Origin of the sequence: Streptomyces sp. NPDC059850 (assembly GCF_042731515.1) — a bacterium.
In the GTDB taxonomy this organism is placed as follows: domain Bacteria; phylum Actinomycetota; class Actinomycetes; order Streptomycetales; family Streptomycetaceae; genus Streptomyces.
Genome location: NZ_JBHWJI010000019.1, coordinates 138,656 through 157,568 on the forward strand (window position 1 = coordinate 138,656; position 18,913 = coordinate 157,568).

17 protein-coding genes are annotated in these 18,913 nt (G+C 70.9%); 5 read left to right on the forward strand and 12 right to left on the reverse strand.

Annotated features, from left to right (window positions below; translation table 11 throughout):
• Positions 1-84: 84 nt before the first annotated feature.
• From ACFV9T_RS18270 to bglX, 5 genes are all read right to left on the reverse strand, one after another.
• On the reverse strand, positions 85-798 hold the full coding sequence (locus ACFV9T_RS18270; protein ID WP_385441358.1) for an HdeD family acid-resistance protein: 714 nt from the start codon (positions 796-798) through the stop codon (positions 85-87).
• Between the two features lie 76 nt (positions 799-874).
• On the reverse strand, positions 875-1,711 hold the full coding sequence (locus ACFV9T_RS18275; protein WP_385441360.1) for an SDR family oxidoreductase: 837 nt from the start codon (positions 1,709-1,711) through the stop codon (positions 875-877).
• Between the two features lie 158 nt (positions 1,712-1,869).
• Entirely contained in the window at positions 1,870-2,694 is an 825-nt protein-coding gene (locus ACFV9T_RS18280) for a SigB/SigF/SigG family RNA polymerase sigma factor (protein ID WP_385441362.1), read from the reverse strand.
• 202 nt (positions 2,695-2,896) lie between these two features.
• On the reverse strand, positions 2,897-3,820 hold the full coding sequence (locus ACFV9T_RS18285) for an AEC family transporter (RefSeq protein WP_385441363.1): 924 nt from the start codon (positions 3,818-3,820) through the stop codon (positions 2,897-2,899).
• Positions 3,821-3,916: 96 nt separating this feature from the next.
• Positions 3,917-6,229, reverse strand: a complete 2,313-nt coding sequence (gene bglX / locus ACFV9T_RS18290; RefSeq protein WP_385441366.1) for a beta-glucosidase BglX — start codon at positions 6,227-6,229, stop codon at positions 3,917-3,919.
• Between the two features lie 221 nt (positions 6,230-6,450).
• On the opposite strand from bglX, the gene ACFV9T_RS18295 reads away from it, so the two are divergent.
• The 3 genes from ACFV9T_RS18295 to ACFV9T_RS18305 are packed head-to-tail and all read left to right on the forward strand — an operon-like array spanning position 6,451 to position 9,622.
• Positions 6,451-7,824, forward strand: coding sequence for an MFS transporter (locus ACFV9T_RS18295; RefSeq protein ID WP_385441368.1), 1,374 nt, complete (start codon positions 6,451-6,453; stop codon positions 7,822-7,824).
• The gene (locus ACFV9T_RS18300; RefSeq protein ID WP_385441369.1) at positions 7,824-8,888 is read left to right on the forward strand and encodes an exo-alpha-sialidase; all 1,065 of its coding nucleotides are present in this window, start codon (positions 7,824-7,826) and stop codon (positions 8,886-8,888) included. The genes ACFV9T_RS18295 and ACFV9T_RS18300 overlap by 1 nt, the downstream gene beginning before the upstream one ends.
• Before the next feature lie 59 nt (positions 8,889-8,947).
• On the forward strand, positions 8,948-9,622 hold the full coding sequence (locus ACFV9T_RS18305; protein WP_385441371.1) for a GntR family transcriptional regulator: 675 nt from the start codon (positions 8,948-8,950) through the stop codon (positions 9,620-9,622).
• A gap of 27 nt (positions 9,623-9,649) precedes the next feature.
• Here the strand turns inward: ACFV9T_RS18305 and ACFV9T_RS18310 are convergent, their stop codons facing one another.
• The 6 genes from ACFV9T_RS18310 to ACFV9T_RS18335 form a co-directional block, all read right to left on the reverse strand.
• Positions 9,650-10,330, reverse strand: coding sequence for a GntR family transcriptional regulator (locus tag ACFV9T_RS18310; protein WP_385441373.1), 681 nt, complete (start codon positions 10,328-10,330; stop codon positions 9,650-9,652).
• A 105-nt stretch (positions 10,331-10,435) separates the two neighbouring features.
• Positions 10,436-11,923, reverse strand: coding sequence for an aldehyde dehydrogenase (locus ACFV9T_RS18315; RefSeq protein ID WP_385441375.1), 1,488 nt, complete (start codon positions 11,921-11,923; stop codon positions 10,436-10,438).
• Positions 11,920-12,753, reverse strand: a complete 834-nt coding sequence (locus ACFV9T_RS18320; protein WP_385441377.1) for an alpha/beta fold hydrolase — start codon at positions 12,751-12,753, stop codon at positions 11,920-11,922. The genes ACFV9T_RS18315 and ACFV9T_RS18320 overlap by 4 nt, the downstream gene beginning before the upstream one ends.
• On the reverse strand, positions 12,750-13,301 hold the full coding sequence (locus ACFV9T_RS18325; protein ID WP_385441379.1) for an amino acid synthesis family protein: 552 nt from the start codon (positions 13,299-13,301) through the stop codon (positions 12,750-12,752). Before ACFV9T_RS18325 ends, ACFV9T_RS18320 begins: the two co-directional genes overlap by 4 nt.
• The gene (locus ACFV9T_RS18330; protein WP_385441380.1) at positions 13,298-13,933 is read right to left on the reverse strand and encodes an amino acid synthesis family protein; all 636 of its coding nucleotides are present in this window, start codon (positions 13,931-13,933) and stop codon (positions 13,298-13,300) included. Before ACFV9T_RS18330 ends, ACFV9T_RS18325 begins: the two co-directional genes overlap by 4 nt.
• Positions 13,926-15,104 carry an LLM class flavin-dependent oxidoreductase gene (locus ACFV9T_RS18335; protein ID WP_385441382.1) on the reverse strand — a complete coding sequence of 393 codons (1,179 nt, stop codon included), beginning with the start codon at positions 15,102-15,104 and terminating at the stop codon, positions 13,926-13,928. The genes ACFV9T_RS18330 and ACFV9T_RS18335 overlap by 8 nt, the downstream gene beginning before the upstream one ends.
• A 180-nt stretch (positions 15,105-15,284) precedes the next feature.
• On the opposite strand from ACFV9T_RS18335, the gene ACFV9T_RS18340 reads away from it, so the two are divergent.
• Together ACFV9T_RS18340 and ACFV9T_RS18345 are read left to right on the forward strand one after the other, a co-directional pair.
• Positions 15,285-16,202: a flavin reductase gene (locus ACFV9T_RS18340; protein WP_385441384.1), complete on the forward strand. Its 918-nt coding sequence runs from the start codon at positions 15,285-15,287 to the stop codon at positions 16,200-16,202.
• A 91-nt stretch (positions 16,203-16,293) separates the two neighbouring features.
• On the forward strand, positions 16,294-17,721 hold the full coding sequence (locus ACFV9T_RS18345) for a purine-cytosine permease family protein (RefSeq protein WP_385441385.1): 1,428 nt from the start codon (positions 16,294-16,296) through the stop codon (positions 17,719-17,721).
• 59 nt (positions 17,722-17,780) lie between these two features.
• Here the strand turns inward: ACFV9T_RS18345 and ACFV9T_RS18350 are convergent, their stop codons facing one another.
• Positions 17,781-18,815: a dipeptidase gene (locus ACFV9T_RS18350; protein ID WP_385441388.1), complete on the reverse strand. Its 1,035-nt coding sequence runs from the start codon at positions 18,813-18,815 to the stop codon at positions 17,781-17,783.
• Positions 18,816-18,913 lie beyond the last annotated feature (98 nt).

The following is an 18,913-nucleotide window of genomic DNA, read 5'->3' on the forward strand; positions in this document are numbered from 1 at the left end:
GGGGTGTTGTTTTGGTTTATACCCACCCCCCCCGTGGTTGGCGCGGGTGCCCGCCCCCCCCCCGGGGGGGGGCGGCCGCGGCGGCTACGGCTGCGGATGGGGTTGCTGACGGAACCGGAAGCCGTGATGTTCCTTGCGGGGGGCGTGGCCTCCGAGCCGGGCCCGCAACTGAATCCCGTGAACGACCTCGATGATGCCCAGAATCAGCAGCCAAACGCCGGTCACCAGGGTGAGCGCGGCGATGGAGCCGAAGGGCGACACGATCAGCACGATTCCGGCCAGGGCGCTGATGACACCGAGGAAGATCTGCCAGCCACGGGCGGGGATCGCCTCGTCCTGCACGGCCGTCACGGTGTGCATGACACCCCGCAGCAGCCAGGCGAATCCGATCCACAGGGCGAGCAGCAGGATCGACTGGGCCGGGCCCCGGAAGCACAGCAGACCCAGGAACACGCTCACCGCGCCGCTGATGAAGCCGAGGACACGCATCGACCGGGGGACGTGTGACCCGAAGGCCCCGACGAGCTGGAAGATGCCGCTGATCAGCAGGTATACGCCGAACAGGGCGCCGACCACCGCCAGGGTGGCAGCTGGCCACACGAGCACCAGCAGCCCCAGCACGATCGCGACCAGGCCCGCGGTCAGCAGGACCTGCCAGGCGGCATCCGAGAGGGTGCCCAGGAGACCGGTGAAGGGGCGGTCCGCGTCGTCGGAACGCTCATTCCGCTGGTCGGCGCGCTGGTCAGCACGCTGATCCGCCCGGTCGGCGTCACGCGAATGGTCCGAGGGGAACGTCATCGTCGTCCACCTCCTTGAGGAAACAATGACACCACCATCGTCGCTCTCCGCGCGCCGAATCGCCTGGTGGCGGGGTTCAGCCACCGGTGGCGAAGCCGGGGAAGAGCGTCATGCCGCCGTCCACGTAGAGCGTGGTGCCCACGACGTAGTCGCACAGGTCGGAGGCGAGGACGACCGCGGCGTTCGCGATGTCCCGCGGGTCGCCGATGCGGCCGTAGGGGATCAGCTCCAGCAGTGCGGTCCGGGCGTCCTCGGTGTCCCACGCGTCGCGGTTGATCGGGGTCTGGATGGCACCCGGCGCGATCGCGTTCACCCGGATCTTCCGTGGGGCCAGCTCCTGGGCCATGGTCTGCATCATCATCGCCACGCCGCCCTTGGACGACGCGTAGTTCACATGCCCGGCCCAGGGGATGATCTGGTGCACCGAGCTGACGCAGATGACCTTCCCGGCCGCCCGCGACACCTCCGGAACGACACCGCGCCGCTGGAATTCCTTGACCGCCTCCCTGGCGCACAGGAACTGACCGGTGAGGTTGACGGAGAGCACCTTCTCCCAGTCCGCCAGGGACATCTCCACCGTCGGGGCGTCCCGCTGCAGGCCCGCGTTGGCCACCAGGATGTCGATCGTGCCGAACCGGTCGACCATGTCGGACACCATGCCGACCACCTGATCCTCCCGCGACACGTCCGCCTGGTGGGCGTACGCGCGCACGCCGTGGCCCTCGATTTCCTTCACGACGGCCTCGGCGGCCGGACGGTCGGAGACGTAGTTGACGACGACATCGGCGCCGGAGCGCCCCAGGGCGATCGCGGTGGCCTTGCCGATGCCCGAGTTGGCGCCGGTCACCAGCGCCTTCTGGCCCTTGACGAGCTTCAGGTCGGACACCGAGGGCGGGCCTTGGGTGGTGGTCATGGGCGTTCTCCTTCGCTGGGCGTCCGGGGTGCGCGCCCCGACCCTCGCAGCCCGTGGCGGACACCGGCGCTCTCCACGGCGCCACGGTCACCCGCTGAGGCGATGCACATCGTTCCAGCGGCGCAACGGCTCGCGGTGCGACGCGGGGAGCGGGCCGTTCACGCGGCGGCGGCCTCGTCCATGGCCTGGGCGCGCAGCGTCGAGCAGGTGCGGTTGATCAGCCGGGAGACATGCATCTGGGAGATGCCGAGCTGCTCGGCGATCCGGCTCTGCGTCATGTCGCAGAAGAACCGCATGTAGAGGATCTGGCGCTCCCGCTCGGGCAGCCGTCCGAGCCCGGGGCGCACCGCCTCGCGGTCCACCACCCGGTCGTACGCGGGCTCCGGGCGGCCGAGCGTGTCCGCCAGCGAGTAGCCGTCGTCCGCGCCGGTCAGCTGGGCGTCCAGGGACAGCGGGGTGAAGCTGCCCATGGCCTCCATGCCGATGCGCACCTCCTTCTCGGTGAGGCCGGTGCGCTCGGCGATGGCCTCGGCGGGCACCGAGGCGTCGTCGAGGGAGTGCGACAGCTCCCGGTGCGCGGTCCGCACCCGGTTGCGCAGCTCCTGGACCCGGCGCGGCACATGCAGCACCCACAGGTGGTCCCGGAAATGGCGCTTGATCTCGCCGACGATGGTGGGCACCGCGAAACCCGCGAACGCCGTGCCGTGTTCGGGGTCGTACCGCTTGACGGCCTTCACCAGGCCGAGCGCCGCCACCTGCTCCAGGTCCTCCAGGGATTCGCCCCGGTTGCGGTACTGGCGGGCGAGCCGCTTCGCCATCGGCATCCACGCCTCCGCCACCCGCTGCCGCAGCGCGTCCTTCTCGGGGCCCTCGGGGAGGCGGGCCATCTCGTGGAACTCGGCGCTGGTGTCGGGCGCGTCGTCATGCGGGTGCTTCGGGGAACCGGACCGGGAACGGGCCGTGTGCTGCGCTGCTGTCGTCATCTCACACACCTCCTGCAAGGGGCTGACGGGTCGCCTGGGACCGTGGGTCGCTGCCATGCGGGAGTGTGCGGATACGGACCGGAGGCCACGCTCTGGAGCGATCAGACTGCTCCCGCGGTGCGTGCCTCCGGTCCGAAGCACGAACAATCGCCTGCCCGGGGCCTTGCGGGGTAAACCCAACCGGCCGCCGCACACGGGGACTTCAGCCCAGCAGCGCCGTCACCGTGAGGAGCACCGGCGCGGCCAGCACCGTGGACAGCAGGATGGATTCGCGGGCCAGGATGGTGCTCGTGTCGTAGCGCACCGCGTACGTGAACAGGTTCTGCGCCGCGGGGAGCGCGGAGGTGACGACGGCCGCGAAGAGGGCGGGCCCGCCGAGCTGGAACACACCGGCCGCGATGGCCCACGCCACCAGTGGCTGGCCGAAGGACTTCAGCGCCACCGACAGCAGCACCGGGCCGCGCTCCTCGCCGCGCCCGGGCAGCTCACTGCCGGGCAGCGAGATCCCGAAGGCCAGCAGCACGGCGGGTACGGCCATGCTGCCCACCAGGGTGAAGGGTTCCATGATGGGCCCGGGCACCCGCCACCCCGCGGCGGCCACCGCGACTCCGGACAGTGAGCCGATCACGATGGGATTGCGGAACGGGGAGGTCACCCAGCGCAGCACCGAGGGCGGGTGGTCCGAGGGGCGGCTGAGGTCGATCACGGTCAGCGCGATCGGGGTCATCACCAGCTGCTGGAACAGCAGCACCGGGGCAACGAGGGACGCGTCGCCGAGGACGTACACGGCGATCGGGATGCCGAGGTTGCCCGCGTTCACATAGCTCGCGCACAGGGCGCCGATCGTGGTGCGGCCCACGCTCCACTTGCGTACCGCGCCGACCGCGACGAACGCGCCCGCCACCACGAAGGTGCTCAGCGCCGTGACGAGCAGCGGGGTCGAGACGACGACGGCGAGATCGGCGTGGGCGAGGGTGGTGAACAGCAGCGCGGGGGAGGCGACGTTGAAGGAGAGCTTGGTCAGCACCTCCCGGCCCTGCCCGCCCAGCGCCTTGCGGCGGCCGAGCACATAGCCGGTGACGATGATGCTCGCGATGACGCCGAAACCGGTGATCACACCGCCCACGGGACCTCCGCCCGGCCGGGATTGTCAGCATGCACCCTACAAGTAATCCGGCCGGGCTGTGCAGAAGACGGGACGCCGTCCCACTATGTGATCGGTCTAGGTGATCGTCAGGGTGCGTTCGCTCCTGGCCAGTGAGCTGTTGCCCGCGTAGATCTGGATCTCGCCTCTCTCCACCGTGAACACGCCGTCCCGGTCATGGGTCCAGAAGCCCAGGTCCTCGGCGCCCAGCCGGAAGCGGAGGGTGGTGGACTTCCCCGCGCCGAGGGTGATCCGGCGGAAGCCGCAGAGCCGCCGCACCGGTTGCGCGAGGCTGGCCACCGGGTCCCGCATATACACCTGCACCACCTCGTCGCCCTCGCGCTCCCCGGTGTTGCGCGCCGTGACCGCCACCTCCACGGTGTCGCCCTTGCGCAGCGCGTCGGCCGAGATGCGGCTGACGGACAGCTTCGGCTCGCCGATGTCGAAGGTGGTGTAGCTGAGGCCGTGGCCGAAGGCGAACTGCGGGCCGTCGGCGAGGTCGAGGTACTTGGAGGTGTACTTGTTGTCCGGGTCGTAGGGGCGCCCGGTGTTCTCGTGGTTGTAGTAGATGGGGATCTGCCCCACCGAGCGCGGGAAGGACACGGGCAGCTTGCCGCCCGGGTTCACGGTGCCGAACAGGACGTCCGCGATGGCGTTTCCGCCCTCGATGCCCGGATGCCACGCCTGGAGCACGGCGGGCGCCGAGTCCAGCCAGCCGCCCATCGTCAGCGGGCGGCCGCTGACCTGGACCACGACGAAGGGCGTGCCGGTGTCCGCGACCGCGGCGATCAGCTTCTCCTGCTGCCCGGGCAGGCTGATGTCGCTGCGTACGGCGGCTTCCCCGCTGAGCGCCGAGGCTTCCCCGACCACGACGACCGCCACCTCGGCGGCCCTGGCGACCACGGCGGCCTTCGTGATGCCATCGGTGTCCCCGGTGTCTTTGCCCGCCGGGTCGACACCGCGGGCATGGGTGACCCGGGCCTTCGGCGCGGCGTCCTTCACCGCGTCCAGGACGGTGACCGGCGGAAACGCGTCTGCCCAGGGCCCGGCCCAGGAGCCGCGCAGATCGGTGGAGTCGGCGAAGGGCCCGACGACGGCGATGGAGGAGACCGACCGGCTGAGGGGGAGGAGCGGCGCCTTTCCCTTCGCGGACGGGGCGTTCTTGAGCAGCACCAGGGTGCGTGCGGCTGTCTCGCGGGCCGCCGCCCGGGACGCCTTCGTGGGCTCCTCGATCGCGGCGTCCTCGTCCACGTAGGGGTGCTCGAAGAGCCCGAGCCGGAACTTGAGCCGCAGGACGCGGGCCACCGCGTCGTCCAGCCGGGCGGTGGTGATGTCGCCACCGCGCAGCAGCCGCTTGCCATGGTCGGCGAGGGTGGTGCTGGCCATCTCCATGTCGACCCCGGCGTTCAGCGCCAGCCGGGCCGCGTCGGCGTGGTCGGCGGCGAAGCCGTGCACCGTCATTTCCTGAACGCCGTTGTAGTCGCTGACGACGACCCCGCCGAACTCCCACTCGTCCTTGAGGATGTCGGTGAGGGTGTGCGGATCGCCATGGGCGGGGACCCCGCTGATGGTGTTGAAGCTCGCCATGACGGTGGCCACCCCGGCGTCCACGGCCGCCAGGAACGGCCCGAGGTAGAGGTTGCGCAGCCGCGCCTCCGAGACGTCCACCGTGTTGTAGTCGCGCCCGCCCTCGGCGCCGCCGTACGCCACGAAGTGCTTGGCGCACGCCGCGAGCCGGTCCTTCGACGCCAGGTCCTCGCCCTGGTAGCCACGGGTCTTGGCGGCGGCGACGGCGGCCGTCAGATGCGGGTCCTCGCCGCTGCCCTCGGAGATCCGGCCCCAGCGCGGTTCGTGGGTGACGTCCATCATCGGCGAGAAGGCCCAGTGCACCCCGTTGGAGCGGGCCTCCTTCGCCGACACCTCGGCGTCCCGTACGGCCACTTCCGGGTCGAAACTCGCGGCCTGCGCGAGCGGGATGGGGAAGGTGGTCCACATGCCATGGATGACATCGAGCCCGAACACCAGCGGAATGCCCAGGCGCGACTCCTCGACGGCCATCCGCTGGAGGGTGTTGGTGTTCTTCGCCCCGTAGATGTTGAGGACGGAGCCGAGCCGCCCCTGCCGGGCCGCCTTCTCCGCCTCGGCGGTCTGTCCGCCGCCGGGCCCGGTGTCACCGGTCCAGGCGAGCTGCTGGAGCTGGCCGAGCTTCTCCTCGACCGTCATCCGCCCCAGCAGGGCCTGGACCCTGGCCTCGTACGGGGCGGGTTCCGCCGCGGGCCGCTCGCCGGGGCCCGGCCGCTCCCGGGCGTGGGCGGTGCCGGTGGCGGCCTTGCCCGCGATCGCCGTGCCGCCCGCCGCCGCGAGCACCGTTCGTCTGCGCACACCATTCATGTTTCTTCGTCCCTTGAAGAGTTGTGAAGAGTTCAGAGGGTGTTTAACGGTTCGATCTTTCAAGAGGTGAACCGAAGGTACGGAGCCGCTTCCGGGGCGTCAAGGGTCCCTCGCGGCTTCCTATTGACGGGCGTGGTGCGGGATCCCATACTCATCGCCACGGTTAACCGTGAACGGTTAACCAGATGTCCGGGCAATGAGGCCCAGAGCAGGAGAAACACATGACCTCACGCCACGCGTCCGCCCAGCTCCGCCGCACCGTGGTGTCGAGCTTCATCGGCAACACCATCGAGTTCTACGATTTCCTGCTCTATGGCCTCGCCAGCGCGCTGGTGTTCGGCGATCTCTTCTTCCCGAGTCTGAGCCCGTTCGCGGGCACCCTCGCGTCGTTCGCCACCTTCGGTATCGGCTTCATCGCCCGCCCGCTCGGCGGCTTCGTCTTCGGCCACCTCGGCGACACCATCGGCCGGAAAACCACGCTGGTCACGACGTTGTGCGGGATGGGCGCCGCCACCTTCGCCGTCGGTCTTCTGCCAACGTACGACACCATCGGCATCTGGGCACCGGTGCTGCTCGTGGTGCTGCGCTTCATCCAGGGCTTCATGGTCGGCGGCGAATGGGGCGGCGCCATGCTGATGGTCGTCGAGAACGCCCCGGCACACCGCCGCGGCTTCTTCAGCGCCTGGCCCAACACCGGTGGCTTCTCCGGACAGCTGCTGGCCACCGGCATGTTCGCGCTGATGGGCATGCTCCCCGAGGGGCAGTTCCAGGCCTGGGGCTGGCGCGTGCCGTTCCTGTGCAGCGCGGTGCTGGTGGGCGTAGGGCTGTGGATGCGCGGGCGGCTCGGCGAATCCGAGGTGTTCGAGCAGGTCAAGCAGGAGGAGGGCAAGGCCAAGGCGCCGCTGCTCGACGTACTGCGCCACGACTGGCGGAGCGTGCTGCTGATCATGTCGCTGCGGTTCAGCGAGAGCGTGCCGTTCTTCCTGCTGACCGTCTTCGCGGTGTCCTACGGACCCGAACACCTCGGCATCCCGAAGGCCACGCTGACCACCGCCATCATGATCGCCTCGGTGCTCGCCTTCCCCGCCCACGGCTTCTTCGGCGCGCTGTCCGACAAGGTGGGCCGCCGCCCGGTGTACGTCTACGGCGGCCTGGCCGCGGCCGCGCTGGCCTTCCCGGCGTTCTTGCTGCTGAAGTCCGGCTCGGCGGTGCTGATCGTGCTGGCGTACTGCCTCGTCATCAACCTTGCCCACAACGCCTGCAATGCCGTCCAACCCGCCCTGTTCACCGAGCTTTTCGGCTCCAAGGTCCGCTACAGCGGTGCCTCGATCGGCGCCCAGCTCGGCGCCATCGTGGCCGGTGGCCTCACCCCGTTCATCGCCACCGCGCTCACCGGCGGCGGCGACAACTGGGTTCCGGTGGCCGCCTACGCGAGCGCCGTCGCCCTGATCTCGGCGGCCGCCGCGTACTTCTTCACCCCCGAGACCTCCCGCCGCGACCTGGTCGACACCAGCTCCGCCATGGCGGCGGGGTCCGAGCCCGCATCGGACACCAAGGCCGCCAAGGTGCCGGAGACCGACGCGGTCGCGCCCTGATGACCGTCCACCGCGAGTTCGTCCTGCGCGACGACCCCCGCTTCGGACACTGCCACGCCTCCACCCTGCTCCCGCTGCCGGACGGCGAGGTGCTCGCCGCCTGGTTCGCCGGGAGCCGGGAGGGCGCGGACGACGTGGCGATCTGGCTGGCGCGGCGGGCGGGCGACGGCGCGTGGCACGAGCCGGTGAAGGTGGCGGACGAGGCGGGGCTGCCGCACTGGAACCCCGTCCTGTTCGCCACCGGCCACGGCGAGGTGCTGCTCTTCTACAAGACCGGCCACCGCATCCCCGACTGGCGCACCCGGGTGCTGCGTTCCCTGGACGGCGGGCTCAGCTGGTCCGCCCCCGCCGACCTGGTGCCGGGCGCGGCCGGGGCCGGTGGGCGCGGACCGGTGAAGAACAAACCGGTCCGCCTCGCCGACGGCGGCTGGCTCGCGCCCGCCTCCACCGAGGAGCCGCGGAGCGCGGGCGGCCGCTGGGACGCGTTCACCGACCGCTCGGACGACGGCGGCGCGAGCTGGCGGCGCTCCGCGCCCGTACCGCTGGACCGCCCCGCGTTTCCCGGTGCCGGGGTCATCCAGCCCGCGCTGTGGGAGAGCGCCCCGGGCGAGGTGCGGATGCTGCTGCGCAGCTCCTGCGGCCGGGTCTGCCGCAGCGCCTCCCGCGACGGCGGCGTGACGTGGTCGGCCGCGCGGCCGCTGGACGTCCCGAACAACAACAGCGGGCTGGACGCCGTACGGCTCGCCGACGGCCGGGTGGTGCTGGCCCACAACCCGGTGGCCGCCGAATGGGGCGCGCGCACCCCGCTGGTGCTGTCCGTCTCCGAGGACGACGGGCTCACCTTCCGCCGGGCGGTGGTGCTGGAGGACCGGCCGGTCTCCCGCCCCGGAGCCACCGTCCCGGCCATCGTCCCGGACGAGACGGGCGTACGGACCGACGGCCACCGGGAGTTCTCCTACCCGGCCGTGGTGCCCTGGGCGGACGGGGTCGCCGTCAGCTACACCTGGCAGCGGCGCGGCATCGTCTTCGCCACCGTTTCCGAAGCGGCCCTGAGGGAGGAATAATGAGTCAACGGTTAACCGTTGACTGAAGAGGACGTTCCGCCCCCAGAAGGAGTCCGCCGGTGCCCATCACCTCGCTACAGCAGCAGTCCCTCGGCGATCTGGTCGCCCACGAGCTGCGCGTCCTCATCATCTCAGGACGGCAGCGCCCCGGCACCCATCTTGTCGAAGGTGCCCTCGCCGAGCAGTACGACGTCAGCCGCGGCCCGGTCCGCGACGCGCTGCGGCAGCTGGAGGCCGAGGGGCTGGTCGAATCGCGCCGCCGCGGGGTCTTCGTCACCGGGCTGACCGAGACGGACGTGGACGAGCTGTACACCCTGCGGGAATCCCTGGAGACCCTGGCCCTCACCCTCGCCATCGGCCGGGCCGAACCCGGCGACTGGGACCGCGCCCAGGGGTTCGTGGACCGGATGCGGGACGCCGCCGACCGCTCGGCGCCCAGCGACTTCGCCCTCGCCGACCTGGAGTTCCACTCCCAGTTCTACGTCCTGTCCGGGCACCGCCGACTGGTCGCCGTCTGGGAGCAGTACCGCCCCACCTTCGGCGTGGTCCTCGATGTCACCAACGCCCAGGACGTCGATCTGCACCCCTCCGCCGAGGCCCATGCCGACCTGCTGACGACCGTGCGCGGCGGTGAGACCGAGACCGCCGTCACCACCCTGCGCGAACATCTCCTCGGCGCCAAGAACCGGCTCCGCTCGGCCCTGCGCGCCGCACGGGTCGCCGCCGACAACTGAGGCGCCGACAACTGAAGCGTCGGCGGCTCAGTGCCCGCGCTCGTCCATGCCCTGCATCAGGGCCTGGTGGCTGGCGCGCACATGCTCGCGCATCACCCGCTCGGCGCCGTCGCCGTCCTTGGCCTGGATCAGGCTCAGCACGCGGTGGTGCTCGGAGTCCGACTCGATGAGCCGCCCGGGGCGGGACAGCGAGGTGCGCACCAGCCGCGCGTAGGCGAGCTGGTTCATCAGGGTGCGGTAGTGCCCCTCCAGCTTGCTGTTGTCCGCGCCCCTGACGATCAGGTCGTGGAACTCGTGGACCAGCGCCGCGTACCGCTCGGCGTCGCCCTCCTGGACGGCCTGGTCGGCCGCCCGCATGCTGGCCTCCAGCTGCTCCACCTCGGGCACGTTCCCACGGAAGGCCAGCAGCCGGGCGGCGGCGCCCTCGAACAGCTCCTTCATCTGGAACAGCTCGGTCAGCTCACGGCGTGACGGCACGGCGACGAACGTGCCGACCCGTGGCCGGACCTCGACCAGCCCCTCTATCTGGAGCTGCTTGAGGGCCTCGCGGATGGGCGTCCGGCTGACCCCGAAGGTCTCGGACAGCGCCATCTCGGACAGGCTGGAGCGGGGCGGCAGTTCGCCACTGATGATCATCTGCCGCAGCTCTTCGGCGACCCTGGCCTGCATGCTGGTCTGCTGAAGCCGCTTCCCTGTGGGTTGTTGCATGGCACCGGACCGTATGCGGGGCGCTCTCTCCCCGTCAACCTGCCCGCCGGTCAAGGGCGGGGCCGTGTGACCTGCCATACAAGAGCGCTCCCGTCCGGGCATACGTCACGACCTGAGGATGAACGGGTCCCCGGCGGGTTCCTCGCTGGTGTTGATCCACACGCTCTTCAGCCGGGTGTACTCCCGGATGACCTCCGTGCCGTGCTCGGTCCCCATGCCGCTGTCCTTGAAGCCCGCCCGGGGCGACATCGGCGACATCGAACGGTAGGTGTTGGCCCACACCGTGCCCGCCTCCAGCCGGGCGGCCATCCGGTGCACCCGGTTCACATCCCGGGTCCACACCCCCGCCGCGAGGCCGTACGCCGAGTTGTTGGCGATGGCGAGGGCCTCCTCCTCGGAGTCGAAGGGCAGGACGGTGGCCACCGGCCCGAAGATCTCCTCCTGGCAGATCCGCAGGGTGTTGTCGACGCCGGTGAACACGGTGGGGGAGTAGAAGTACCCGCCGAGACCGGTGTCCGGCCGGGACCCGCCGCACACCACCTTCCCGCCCTCGGAGCGGCCGAGTTCGACGTACGACTCGACCTTCTCCAGCTGGTCGGCGATGGCCAGCGGGCCCAGTTCGGTGGCGTCGTCGAGGGGGTCGCCGATCGCGATGGTGGCGGCCCGCGCCGTCACCCGCTCCAGGATCTCGTCGTACGCCTCGCGGTGCACCAGCACCCGGCTGCCCGCCACACAGGTCTGGCCCGCGGCGGCGAACACCCCGGCGATCACGCCCATGGCGGCCGAGCCCAGATCGGCGTCCGGGAAGATGATGTTGGGGGACTTGCCGCCCAGCTCCAGGGTGCAGCGGATCAGCCGGTCGGCGCAGGTACGGGCGATCCGGCGGCCGGTCTCGGTGGAGCCGGTGAAGCTCACCTTGGCCACGTCCCGGTGCTCGGTCAGCGGGCCGCCAGCGGTCGCGCCGAAGCCGGTGACCACGTTGACCACGCCCGGCGGGAAGCCCGCCTCCGCGAAGAGCGGGGCGAGGGCCAGCAGCGAGGCGGAGGTGTGCTCCGAGGGCTTGATGACCATCGTGTTGCCCGCGGCCAGCGCCGGGGCGAGCTTGGTGGCGGTGAGCAGCAGCGGGGAGTTCCACGGGGTGATGGCGCCGATCACGCCCACCGGTTCGCGCAGGGTGTAGTTGAGGAGTTCGCGGCTGGCGCCCGGGATGACCTCGCCCTGGATCTTGTCGGCGAGTCCCGCGTAGTAATAGAAGTACTCGGGCAGGCCCGCGAGTTGGGCCCGCATCTCGCGCAGCAGCTTCCCGTTGTCCAGGGATTCGGTGCGGGCCAGCTCCTCCGCGTGTTCGCCGATCAGATCGCCGAGGTCACGCAGCAGCCGACCGCGCCGGGTCTGGCTCAGATCGCGCCAGCGCGGGTCCTCGAAGGCGGCGCGGGCGGCGCCCACCGCGCGCTCCACATCGGCGGCGGTGCCGTCCGCCGCCTCGTACCAGGGCTCTGCGGTGGCCGGGTTGACGCTGGCGAAGTAGCCGCCGTCGGCGGGGGCGGTCCACTCGCCCGCGATGTAGTGGTCATGGCGCGGCAGGCGGTTCATGGGCTGTGGCACTCCTGATGTCCGGTGTGGTTTCCGGTCGGGCTTCCGGCCTGGCTTCCGGTGTGGGTGAGGATCGCGTCGGCGAGTCGCTCCGGGCACTCCAGCGGCAGCAGATGGCGGGCCCCGGGCACGATCACCGCCCGGCCGCCGGGTATCTGCCGCGCGAGCCGGTGCGTCATGGCCGGGGTCGAGCCGGGGTCGTCCTCCCCGGTCACCGCGAGGGTGGGCGCGGTGATCCGGGGCAGCAGCGGCCACAGCCCGGCGTCGGCGGTCGCGAAGACGTCGTAGCAGGCGAGGTACGAGACGGGGTCGTTGGCCAGCAGCGTGTCCAGCACCCGCTGGGCGAGCCCCGGCTCCTGGGCCCGCCAGCCGGGCGAGAACCAGCGGTCGACCGCCGCCCACGCGGACGCCCCGAAGTCCCGGGCCGCCACCTCCCGCCGCCGCGCCACCGCCGCGCGCTCGTCCTCCGAGCGCCCCGCCACCGAGCTGACGAGCGTCAGCGAGGCGGTGAGGTCCGGCCGGTCCAGGCCGAGCCGCTGGGAGACGAGCGCGCCGAGCGAGAAGCCGACGATGTGCGCGGGCCCGCTCAGCAGCGCCGCGACATCCGCGGCCAGCTCGCCGAGCGACACCCCGGGGGCGGCGGCCGGGGAGGCGCCGTGGCCGCGCAGATCGACCAGCGTCACCCGGTGCCGGGCCGCCAGCGCGGGCAGACACCGCTCCCACATCCGCCGGTCGAGCCCGACCCCGTGCAGCAGGACGAGTCCGGGCCCGGCGCCGTGGGTCTCGTACGCCAGGGAAACCGGCGCGGACGGCCGCCGCACGCCGCTCACTGCTCCGTGGCGAGCGGGGCCAGCCGGGCCTGGGGACGGCCCTGGGCGGCGGCCGCGAGCCCGACCACGATCTCGTCGGCGCGCGGTCCGTCCGCCACCCGCACCTCGATGCTCTGGTGGTGCGAGCGGATCGTGGCATCGGTGATGTGCTTGAGCGGGATGTCGAAGACCGTGCCCGCGGCCGCGCGCTTCTCCACGGCGGGCAGCAGCGTGGTGGCCTTCGCCGCCTGCCGGAAGTGGTCGCCGAACTTGAGCGTGTGGATCAGCCCGGAGCCGTGCTCGACCTCCCCGTCCAGGCCCACGATGGCTGCCTTGCCGTACGCCTCGACCGGCGCGCCCAGCGCCTCGACCACCCGGGGCGCCAGCAGCTCGCCGAGCTTCGGCGCCACCTCGTCGATACCGGGCAGCAGATCCGCCACATAGCCCTGCCCGGCCCAGGGGTTCTCGATGATGGCGAGCACCACCGCGGTCCGGGCGGGCGGGTCCACCGGGCGGCCGCCCTCGCTGTGGATGTCCTCGGTGAAGGTGATGATCTTGCGGACGTTCACTGCACGGTCTCCATGTCTTTGGGGTCTTCGAGATCGGCGAGGCGGACGACGGGGTCGGTGGCCCGGTCCCCGATGCGCGCGTTGGGGCGGGGCCCGGAGGCACCGGCCGCGATGACGACGATCTCGTCGGGCCGGGGCGCGTCGGGGATGCGGATCTGGCACGTCTGGTAGTGCGAGCGGGTCGCGGCCGCCGTCTTGTGCCACAGCGGTACGGTCAGCGGCTCGCCCGCCGGGAGCCGGTCGTCGCTGAACACGATGATCGAGGTGCCCTCGGTCAGCTCCCGCAGGACGTTGCCGAAGAACGGGGTGTGGATCAGCGCCCCGCCGTGTTCGATCTCCCCGTTCAGGCCGACGATCGCGGCCTTGCCGAACGACTCGACCCGCTCCACACCGCCCAGCGCCTCGCTCACCCGGTCGGTGAGCAGCCGCGCGAGCCCCGGGGCGATCCGCTCGACCTCGGGCTGCAGATCGGCGACCAGGCCGAGCCCCGCCCAGGGGTTACGGATCACCGCGGCCGCCGCGGCCCGGCGCACCGGCACGGCCACCGGGCGCCCCAGCTCCAGCAGCGGTTCGTCGATGACACTGACGACCTTGCGCAGGCCCAGGTCGGTCACCTGGCCCAGGTCAGTCATGGCTGCCGCCACCGGTGAACCGCGGCATGACCTTCTCCGCGAACAGCTCCAGGCTGCGCATCGCCTTGCGGTGCTCCAGCCCGGGGTGGGTGGTCCACAGCAGCAGATGCTCCAGGCCCACCTCGTCCCGCAGCTCGGCGATCTTCTCGGAGACGTACTCGGGGGTGCCGACCAGCAGATTGCGTTTCGCCAGGAACTCGAAGGACAGCTCGTGGGCGTCGGTCAGCTCCTCGCCCGCCTCCATCAGGTTGCCCAGGCCCCGGAAGTGCATGATCCACCGGTAGGTGGTCAGCAGCGCTTCCTCGAAGTCGGCGCGCGCCTGTTCCATGGTGTCGGCGACGTAGACGTCCCGTACGAGGCCGATGCCCTCGCCGAGCGCGTACGCACGGCCCGAGGACTGGCTCGCGGTGGAGCGGTACAGCTCGAAGCGCTCCTTGAGCGCCGAGACCGGCGGCAGCCAGAACATGCCCTGGACCCCGTCGGCCGCGGCCGCCTTGATCGACCTCGGGCTGTCGATGACCTGCCACAGCGGTGGATGCGGGCGCTGCAAGGGATGCGGCGTGACCTGCATCTTGGTGATGACCCCGTCCTCCATGTACTCCGGGGTGGCGGGGGAGAGGGGGTGGTTCCACTTCACCCCCGGGGCGGGGAACTCGTGGAAGCGGCCCTGGTGCGAGAAGAACTCGCCGCTCCACGCCTTGCGCAGGATCTCCACGGTCTCGTCGTACAGCGCGCGGTTCTGCTCCTGGTCGCGCGGATCGGCGAGCGCGTTCAGATTGAGCGCCTCGCGCCCGTACAGCCCCCGGCCGAGGCCCACCTCGACGCGGCCGCCGGAGAGCTGGTCGAGCATCGCGATGTCCTCGGCGAGCCGCAGCGGATGCCAGAAGGTGGCGATGTTCGCCGCCTGGCCGATCCTGATGTGCTCGGTACGGGCCGCGATGTCGGCGCCCATCAGCACCGGGTTCGGGGTGATCTCGATGGCCTCGTGGCCGAAGTGGTGCTCGGTGTACCAGGTGGACCAGAAGCCCGCCCGGTCCGCGGCGACCGCGAACTCCCGTGCCTCGTCCATGACTTCGGCGTAGGAGCCGAGCCGGCCCGGTGCTCCGAGGTTGTGGAATATCGAGAAGCGCATGCAGCGTCCGTCCATTTCTTCCGGGTTACGCTGTGCCATGGCAGGGAGGCTAGGAGTCCGGTTCGGGCCCGTCAAGGGTTCGAGTCGGGTCGGCAACTTTGACCTGTGTATTTGGTGCGAGAACGGTTCTTTCCCGGCTCATTTGTCCCTAGGTGTTGACAGTGGCCGATGGCGTTCTTACCGTCCTCTGCCATACAAGAGCTGAATGAGGGAGCCGTCATGACGCACACTCTTGACCGCACCGCCCGCGTCCGCTCCGCCTGGCAGGCCGCCTGGGACCAGGGGCGAGTGGAGGCGCTCGACGAACTGCTCAGCCCCGGCTACGTACGGCGCCGGGGCCCCGCCGCGGCCCCCCAGGACCGCGAGCAGTTCAAGGACTCCGTACGCGCCATCCGCGAGGCGTTCCCCGATCTCCACACCGAGATCGAGGAGATCGTGGAGGACGGTGAGGGGCTGGCGATCCGCTGGCGCAGCACCGGCAGCCACACCGGCGACTTCCTCGGCGTGCCGCCCACCGGCCGCCCGGTCGAGGTCTCCGGCGCCACCTTCACCCACTTCGACGGCGGTGTGATCGCCGAGGAATGGGTGACCTGGGACCCCCGCCAGCTACTGGAGGCGCTGGGGATCATCACCACCACCAAGGAAGCCGCCGTCGACGCCGACCTGGTGCGCGGGGTGCACCGCAAGTTCATCACCGGCGTGACCGTGGTGACCACCGACGACGCCGGTACGCCCCGGGGCCTGGCCGTGAACGCCTTCTCCAGCATCTCGCTGGACCCGCCGATGGTGCTGGTCTGCGTCCAGCGCAGCTCCACCACCCACCCCGCGCTGCACCGGGCCACCCATCTGGGCATCAACATCCTCGCCGCGAACCAGCTCGACGTCGCCAAGGTCTTCGCGTCCAAGTCCGACGACAAGTTCGCCGGGCTGTCCTGGACCCCGGGCGGCTCCGGCGTACCCCTGATCGACGGGTCCTGCGCCCAGCTGGAGGTGGAGATCGGCGAGCGGCTGGAAGCGGGCAGCCACACCGTCTTCACCGGCCGGGTGGTCGCGGCCGGTCACGAGGACCTGGCACCTCTGGTCTACAGTGGTGGCGGGTTTTTCGATATCTCGAACACAGCGCCTTTGCCGTGGTGAGACGCCCCCGGCCGCGCCTGGACCCACCCTTCCCTCCACACACCGCCACCCCTTGACGCCCTGATCTCCCCATGCCCCCAGGAGCACGCCCATGACCAACGACGATGCGGCGCCGGTCTACGGCAGCGCGGTCACCAAGGTCGAACCCTTCGGGGTCGACCACATCCCCGACAACGAGCGGCACGGCAAGCCCAGCTCACAGTTCTTCGTCTGGTTCGCCGCAGGCCTCAACTTCCCCATCATCCTGCTCGGATTCAGCGCGATCAGCCTGGGCCTCAGCTTCACCGGCGCGGTCGCCGCGATCGTCGTCGGGGCCGGGGTCGGCTCGGTGCTGATGGCGGTGATGTCCAAGATGGGCGTACGGCTCGGGGTGCCGCAGCAGATCCAGGCGCGCGGGCCGCTGGGCTTCTTCGGGAACTTCCTGCCGGTGGCGTACATCAATGTGTTCGCCGGGGTCGGCTGGGCCTCGGTCACCGTGATCCTCGGTGCCAAGGCGATCTCGGAGCTGACGCATCTGCCGTACTGGCTCTGCGGGCTGCTGCTCACCGCGATCGAGCTGATCGTCTCCATCTTCGGCTACAACATGATCAATTTCCTTCAGCGCGTGCTCACTTATGTGCTCACCCCGCTGTTCGCGATGATCACGATCGTGGCCCTGGTGCGTGGCGCCGGCACCTTCGACGCCAACCCGAAGGCGTCCGGCTACATCGGCGACACCGGCGGCTGGATCACCTTCTGCGGCTGGTTCCTCTCCTTCCTCGTCGCCTGGGCGCCGTTCGCCTCCGACTACTCGCGCTATCTGCCGGACACCCCGGACGTGGTGAAGCGCACCGCCTGGTACACCGGGTTCGGCAACTTCGTCACCATCTGCTGGCTCGGCATCCTGGGCGTCCTGGTCGGCTCGAACGCCAGCAGCACCGACTCCATCACCGCCCTCCACGAACTGGCCGGGCCGTTCGCCGTCCCCGCGCTCATCGCGGTCGGCCTCTCCGCGCTCGCGCAGAACTTCCTCAACGTCTACGGCGGCGCCATCTCCGTCCAGACCCTGAAGGTGCCGGTCACCCGGACCCAGGCGGTCACCGTCATCTGTCTGCTGGCGTACGTCATCAGCCTGTGGGGCGAGTCCGGGATCGAGGCGAAGTTCTCGGTGTTCCTCAACCTCACCGCGTACTTCATCGCGCCGTTCGCCGTCGTGCTGCTGCTGGACTACGGGCTGGGCGGCCGCTCCGACCCGGCGCGGATCGCCGAACTGTACGACCGGGGGCGGGTGCTCTCCTGGGGCTTCGTCGCGTGGGCGGGCGGCGTGCTGGCGTCCATACCGTTCTGGGAGTCCAAGCTGTACACCGGCGCGTTCGCCTCGGCGTACCCGAGCGCGGGCGACCTGAGCATGTACGTCGCCGCGGGCGTCTCCGTGGTGCTGTACCTGCTGACCTACCGGCTGAAGCCGCTGTGGGTACGTACGGGGGACACCACCCCGGCCGGGACGCCCTCGGAACCCGCGACCGTGGCGGGCTCCTGACGGACCATCGGGAGCGGGCGGCATCGCGGTGGCGGTGCCGCCCGTTTCGTTCGCGTCCCCTACCCCGGGCGGCCCAGCTCCTTGCGGAACAGGTCCAGCACATTGCCGCCGAGGATCTGATGGACGGCGGCCTCCGAGAAACCCCGGTCGATCAGCGCCTCGGTGACCAGCGGAAGGCCACGGGGGCCTTCGAGGCCAGGGACGACCAGCTCGGCGTACTCCAGGTCCTCGCAGCACGGCGGGCTGACATCGGCGCTGACCTCCTTGATGAAGTCCGGCCCGAGACCCACCCGGTCAGGACCCGCGACCTCCGCGATATGGGCGATGTGGTCGGCCAGCCGGTCCACCGTCCGCTCGTCCGGATCGGTGGCCAGGAACTCGCCGAGGAAGTTCACGCACACCATGCCACCGGTCGCCACGATGCCCCGGATCTGGTCGTCGGTGAGATTGCGGTGATGGTCGAGCAGCGCACGCGCCGACGAGTGGGTGGCCAGCACCGGGCGGCTGGCCAGCTCCAGCACATGGGCGACGCCGGACGCGCTGAGGTGGGAGACGTCGAAGAGGATGCCCAGGCGCTCCATCTCCCGCAGCGCCTCGACCCCGGCCCCCGTCAGCCTGCTGCCGGTGGCGTCCTCGCCGCTGCCGTCGGCCAGCGCGGTGCGGCCCCAGTGGGCGATGGACGCGACCCGCACGCCCAGCCGGTGGACGGTCGGGATCAGCTCCACGTCGGCGTCGAGGCCGGGGGCGCTCTCCAGCGCCAGCACCAGCGCGATCCTGCCCTCCGCCAGCGTGGCGTCGATATCGGACCCGTCCAGACACAGCCGTACCGCGTCCCGGTTGCCTTCGGCCAGCGTATGCGCGCACTCGATCATGCGCAGCGTCTCCCGCAGTGCGCCTTCGGGGCGGAACCGGTCCTCGATGAAGACCGGCAGCACCTGGAGGTCCACACCGCCCTCGCGCAGCTGGGGCAGCCACTGCTCCCGGAAGAAGGACGCCCAGCGCCTCGGCGGGCGGGCGGCGACGGCGATCAGCAGATCGTTGTGGGCGTCGGCGACGACCGCGCGGTGATGGAGTTCGCGGGACACGTGCGGCATTCCTCCACGGTTCAGGGGCCGTTACGGGACGGGCACCCCGAACCTAACGATGCCGTGGCGGTACGGGAAGCGGAATCCCGGCCCGGAATCACATCCCC

Bases quoted from the DNA above. Each gene is read 5' to 3' on its own strand.
- ACFV9T_RS18270 (WP_385441358.1), bottom strand. From the start codon at position 798: ATGACGTTCCCCTCGGACCATTCGCGTGACGCCGACCGGGCGGATCAG.
- ACFV9T_RS18275 (WP_385441360.1), bottom strand. From the start codon at position 1,711: ATGACCACCACCCAAGGCCCGCCCTCGGTGTCCGACCTGAAGCTCGTC.
- ACFV9T_RS18280 (WP_385441362.1), bottom strand. From the start codon at position 2,694: ATGACGACAGCAGCGCAGCACACGGCCCGTTCCCGGTCCGGTTCCCCG.
- bglX (WP_385441366.1), bottom strand. From the start codon at position 6,229: ATGAATGGTGTGCGCAGACGAACGGTGCTCGCGGCGGCGGGCGGCACG.
- ACFV9T_RS18295 (WP_385441368.1), top strand. From the start codon at position 6,451: ATGACCTCACGCCACGCGTCCGCCCAGCTCCGCCGCACCGTGGTGTCG.
- ACFV9T_RS18300 (WP_385441369.1), top strand. From the start codon at position 7,824: ATGACCGTCCACCGCGAGTTCGTCCTGCGCGACGACCCCCGCTTCGGA.
- ACFV9T_RS18310 (WP_385441373.1), bottom strand. From the start codon at position 10,330: ATGCAACAACCCACAGGGAAGCGGCTTCAGCAGACCAGCATGCAGGCC.
- ACFV9T_RS18315 (WP_385441375.1), bottom strand. From the start codon at position 11,923: ATGAACCGCCTGCCGCGCCATGACCACTACATCGCGGGCGAGTGGACC.
- ACFV9T_RS18330 (WP_385441380.1), bottom strand. From the start codon at position 13,933: ATGACTGACCTGGGCCAGGTGACCGACCTGGGCCTGCGCAAGGTCGTC.
- ACFV9T_RS18335 (WP_385441382.1), bottom strand. From the start codon at position 15,104: ATGGCACAGCGTAACCCGGAAGAAATGGACGGACGCTGCATGCGCTTC.
- ACFV9T_RS18340 (WP_385441384.1), top strand. From the start codon at position 15,285: ATGACGCACACTCTTGACCGCACCGCCCGCGTCCGCTCCGCCTGGCAG.
- ACFV9T_RS18345 (WP_385441385.1), top strand. From the start codon at position 16,294: ATGACCAACGACGATGCGGCGCCGGTCTACGGCAGCGCGGTCACCAAG.
- ACFV9T_RS18350 (WP_385441388.1), bottom strand. From the start codon at position 18,815: ATGCCGCACGTGTCCCGCGAACTCCATCACCGCGCGGTCGTCGCCGAC.